This is a genomic window from Desulfobacter curvatus DSM 3379 (assembly GCF_000373985.1).
Lineage (GTDB): Bacteria > Desulfobacterota > Desulfobacteria > Desulfobacterales > Desulfobacteraceae > Desulfobacter > Desulfobacter curvatus.
On the sequence record NZ_KB892970.1, the window covers coordinates 1 to 3,574 of the forward strand.

General features: G+C 39.1%; 5 protein-coding genes and 1 pseudogene. 2 read left to right on the forward strand and 4 right to left on the reverse strand.

The features are described 5' to 3' along the window. Positions 1–158: 158 nt before the first annotated feature. Positions 159–482, forward strand: coding sequence for a hypothetical protein (locus B147_RS0106730; protein ID WP_157237804.1), 324 nt, complete (start codon positions 159–161; stop codon positions 480–482). 265 nt (positions 483–747) lie between these two features. Here B147_RS0106730 and B147_RS0106735 read toward each other — a convergent pair whose 3' ends face one another. The 3 genes from B147_RS0106735 to B147_RS0106745 all read right to left on the reverse strand — a co-directional run bounded on the left by B147_RS0106735 (position 748) and on the right by B147_RS0106745 (position 1,840). Then, positions 748–1,050 (reverse strand): hypothetical protein, encoded by a 303-nt coding sequence (locus B147_RS0106735; protein ID WP_020586461.1) that lies wholly within the window; start codon positions 1,048–1,050, stop codon positions 748–750. Between the two features lie 38 nt (positions 1,051–1,088). Then, positions 1,089–1,361 (reverse strand): DUF6868 family protein, encoded by a 273-nt coding sequence (locus B147_RS0106740; RefSeq protein ID WP_020586462.1) that lies wholly within the window; start codon positions 1,359–1,361, stop codon positions 1,089–1,091. A gap of 266 nt (positions 1,362–1,627) precedes the next feature. Then, positions 1,628–1,840 (reverse strand): hypothetical protein, encoded by a 213-nt coding sequence (locus tag B147_RS0106745; protein ID WP_020586463.1) that lies wholly within the window; start codon positions 1,838–1,840, stop codon positions 1,628–1,630. A 208-nt stretch (positions 1,841–2,048) separates the two neighbouring features. Between B147_RS0106745 and B147_RS0106750 the strand changes: the two genes are divergently transcribed. Continuing rightward, entirely contained in the window at positions 2,049–3,344 is a 1,296-nt protein-coding gene (locus B147_RS0106750; RefSeq protein ID WP_020586464.1) for an IS4 family transposase, read from the forward strand. On the opposite strand, the pseudogene B147_RS31030 reads toward B147_RS0106750, so the two are convergent. Beyond that, positions 3,327–3,458 (reverse strand): annotated as a pseudogene (locus B147_RS31030) (HU family DNA-binding protein); the annotation flags it as partial. The gene B147_RS0106750 and the pseudogene B147_RS31030 sit on opposite strands and share 18 nt — an antisense overlap. Between the last annotated feature and the right edge of the window lie 116 nt (positions 3,459–3,574).

Genomic DNA, 3,574 nt, shown 5'->3' on the forward strand with positions numbered 1-3,574 from the left:
GCCTTATTGCTCCGGAATTCTGTTGATTTTGACTCTATATCGGCCTATCAGCAGTGGCTGGATATCATTGTAAGGGATATCCGATAAAGAAAAATTATTATGACCGTGGATATTTGGCATACTGTTCCAGCTACAGCAAAATTGGCAAAGAATGTTTTTTGGACAAAGACACAGTTAAAAAATATATAGAACAATTGGCTTTGAACCGTATCATTAGGCTTGAGTTTATTGTCCCAGAGGGAAAGAAACAAAAGCAAGGGGTTTATATCTTGGGAGAGTGGCGGGACCTTGGTGGTCAAATCACTGAAAAGTTGTATCTGTCTCATGCTTTTTTGGAAGAAAAAAAGGGCTCACCATGGGATTTTGAAACCGGAGAAAAAATGGGATATATAAGAAGAACAATTCCTTTAAGAAAAACAAAAAAGAATTTGTTTTTCTGTCAGCACTTCCGAAAAAATCTTAAGCACTGGTACTCAAATTAAACTTCCCTTTGATTCAGCGTTTTTGAAGTACGAATCTCAACCAGTGCTTGAAGAACTAAAAAATCCAGTACAATGAAAGTACGAAATGGGTGAGAACTTTTAAGCTGAAGCAGAATGGTAGCTTGCGCCAGTTCTCATCCTGAAGTGCAAGAGCGGCAAGTACTGGTAGGTTTTCCGCACAGGCAATAGCATGCACAGCGCTGAAGCAGGTTCAAACTGCCCAGGCACTGCCGCCTTGATATTTCGGCGGGGCAAGGATAATAGACTATTCCGAATATTCTTCCAACACCTCTTCAAGAATCTCATGGACTTCATTGAGCCAGGTCAAAACATCTTTTGAGGCTTTTCCCTGGAGACAAAGGTTTCTGATAACCAGAACCAGCGGGGGCATCAATTTTAGGTTTCTGACGGTTTCCCAACTCATGGCCTCGTCTGTATGAAAAAGCACTTTTTCCCAGCCTGTAAAGCCAGCATCTTCAATCACGGATTTTCGAAAGTTTATCCAGGCACCTTGAAGGTCCGAAAGGATTGTTTTTTCATAGCCGGTTGATTCAGTTTGAATGGTCATATCATCACCTCCATGGTCTCAAAAATTAACCCGCCCGCCTAAATCTTTGCCTGGTCAGACGGATATTTCTTTCTGATTATCAGCAGGGCGACATACGGCACGGCGTTAAAAACCAGCCAAATCATTTTATATAACCCAAGGAACCCGTAAAAAATCACACTTAACGTCTCACGAGAAAACAGGAACAGTTTGCCGTGAATGCCATAAACAAAATCCAGACCGAAGGTTCCCATGATGGCTGTGATGACCAGCAAGACCCCGTTTATGATGGTACACCACATAAAAAATGCCGTTAATCTTTGAATGTTCATGACACCCTCCCATTTTATGCGTGTGTGTCCAACCTCTAGTATAAGCACGTTGGGATATTCGGTCAATCAGCACGACTTTTTGAACTGTCCGTATACGGACACTCCCCTTTCCACATATGAAAACTCGGTTTCTACACGTATAGAAACGCACTTTCAGCACTTTCCCAATGTGTGTTTTTGTCCCCAATTATGCTTGTACAGGAACACTGACCGACGCGGTTGAGATGGGTATCTGCTTCGGGAGTCGGTACGAAACTTTGGTATTCTTATTCAACACCTGTGATTTTACACTTCTTTAATTTCGGGCATAGGATTTCTACCGCCTCCCCTTTGTAAAAAATAACCGTATGGTCTCCCTCACCTAAACGGACCCGTTTATTTTTGCTCATTTGTTTCATTTCTTTGACCGTGCTTTCAAAAAAATCTAATTCTTGGCCGCAATCGCATCGGAATGATGAAGGGTATATTTCAACTGCCATTTTCTTGCTCCTGTTTTGAATGTGATTTTAATAATCAACCCTATCTTCAATGCCGTTTCTTTAAGAGGTTTTTGTTGAATTTTATTTTAATAATTAAGGTAGTTATGATATATTTGTTATTGATTTAGTTTTAAATTTAACCCCTAAAAAAGGAGAAAAAAATGGAAAACTTTAACAATGTTGGCACGGATCATGATTCTCAACTAATGTGCCACAGCTAATCGAGTTTCTAAAAAATCTCATCTACTCTGATGATTTTCGTGATCAAAACAAAAAAAATGAAAAGGACTTTAAAAGAAACCGCCTTCTACCCTTTCAAAGACTCATTTTTTTTCTTTTGAATATGAACAATAGCTCATATCAGGCTGAACTGGACAATTTTTATAAAACGCTTTTTCATCAAGAGATTGCCGAACGTGTCATTTATAAAGGAAATTTGAGCAAAGCCCGAGCTAAATTAAAATATGATGCTTTTGTCGATCTCAATGACCATATGATTGATTTTTTTTATCGAAATTTTGATTTCCAGACCTGGTATGGATTTAATTTGTTGGCTATCGACGGTAGTACCACCAGAGTTCCTGATGAAGAACAGATTATCAAGCACTTTGGCGTATGGCATTCTAAAAAGGGGGAAAAACCATGCCCAAAAGCTCGGGTCTCCCAGTTATTTGACGTTTTAAACAAAATCACCATTGATGCAATTATATCTCCCAAAAAGGAAGGTGAAATTGAGTTGGCCGCTTTTCATTGCTTGAAATTGGAGAAACGAGATTTGATTCTGCTGGACAGGGGATACCCCGCCTATTGGTTATTTAAACTCATCCTGGCGCAAGGCGCCCAATTTTGTGCTCGTATTTCATACAAAAAATGGAATGTTGTTAAACGATTTTATGAGTCCGGAAAACCCGAAAACGTTGTAAAACTGCATGCATCAGCGTTATCAAAGAAAAAATGCAAGGAACTGGAATATGATGTCCATCCCCTTGAAGTCCGTTTAATCCGAGTTGAGTTGGATTCTGGTGAAACCGAAATTCTTGTCACGTCACTGACTGATATGGATGCTTTTCCAAAAGAACTTTTTGCAAATCTGTACCATTTGAGATGGCCCATTGAAGAGGATTACAAAACAGCAAAATACAGAGTTCAGATTGAAAATTTTTCTGGAAAAACTATCCATTCCGTTTATCAGGATTTCCATGCAAAAATGTTTTCCAAGAATTTAACCGCCGTAATTGCCACCACAACCCGCGATGACATTATTAAAAAATCAGAGACACTGAAATATGTACATCAGATCAATTTTGCCCAGGCTCTATCCCTGATGAAAGATACAGTTATTTTGCTATTCGAACGATGTAAAGACTCGATTGCCGGGTATGTAGAGTCAATAAGGGATATATTTATAAAAACAACTGAGGGAATTCGACCGAACCGAAAATTTCCGAGACGACACCGTGTGAAGCAGAAACGATTCCATTTAACCCTAAAGACGACCACTTAAAGTTAAAGAAACGGCATTGACCTTATCTTTCAATTCTTTACCCGGCTTGAAGAAGGGCAATCTTTTGGCAGGTATCTGGACCTTTTCTCCAGTTTTGGGATTTCTGCCTGTGTAGACATATTATGCAAACTTTATCTTTGGCTATGTTCCCTTTAAATGTTGAAACTCAATAAATGATTTCTATCTTTTGGATATACTCCAAGAAGGAGGAAATCATGAAAAATAAAGAC

What these genes read in the sequence shown, in the direction of transcription:
- B147_RS0106745 (WP_020586463.1), bottom strand. Translation starts at nt 1,840, where the DNA reads ATGGCAGTTGAAATATACCCTTCATCATTCCGATGCGATTGCGGCCAA.
- B147_RS0106740 (WP_020586462.1), bottom strand. Translation starts at nt 1,361, where the DNA reads ATGAACATTCAAAGATTAACGGCATTTTTTATGTGGTGTACCATCATA.
- B147_RS0106735 (WP_020586461.1), bottom strand. Translation starts at nt 1,050, where the DNA reads ATGACCATTCAAACTGAATCAACCGGCTATGAAAAAACAATCCTTTCG.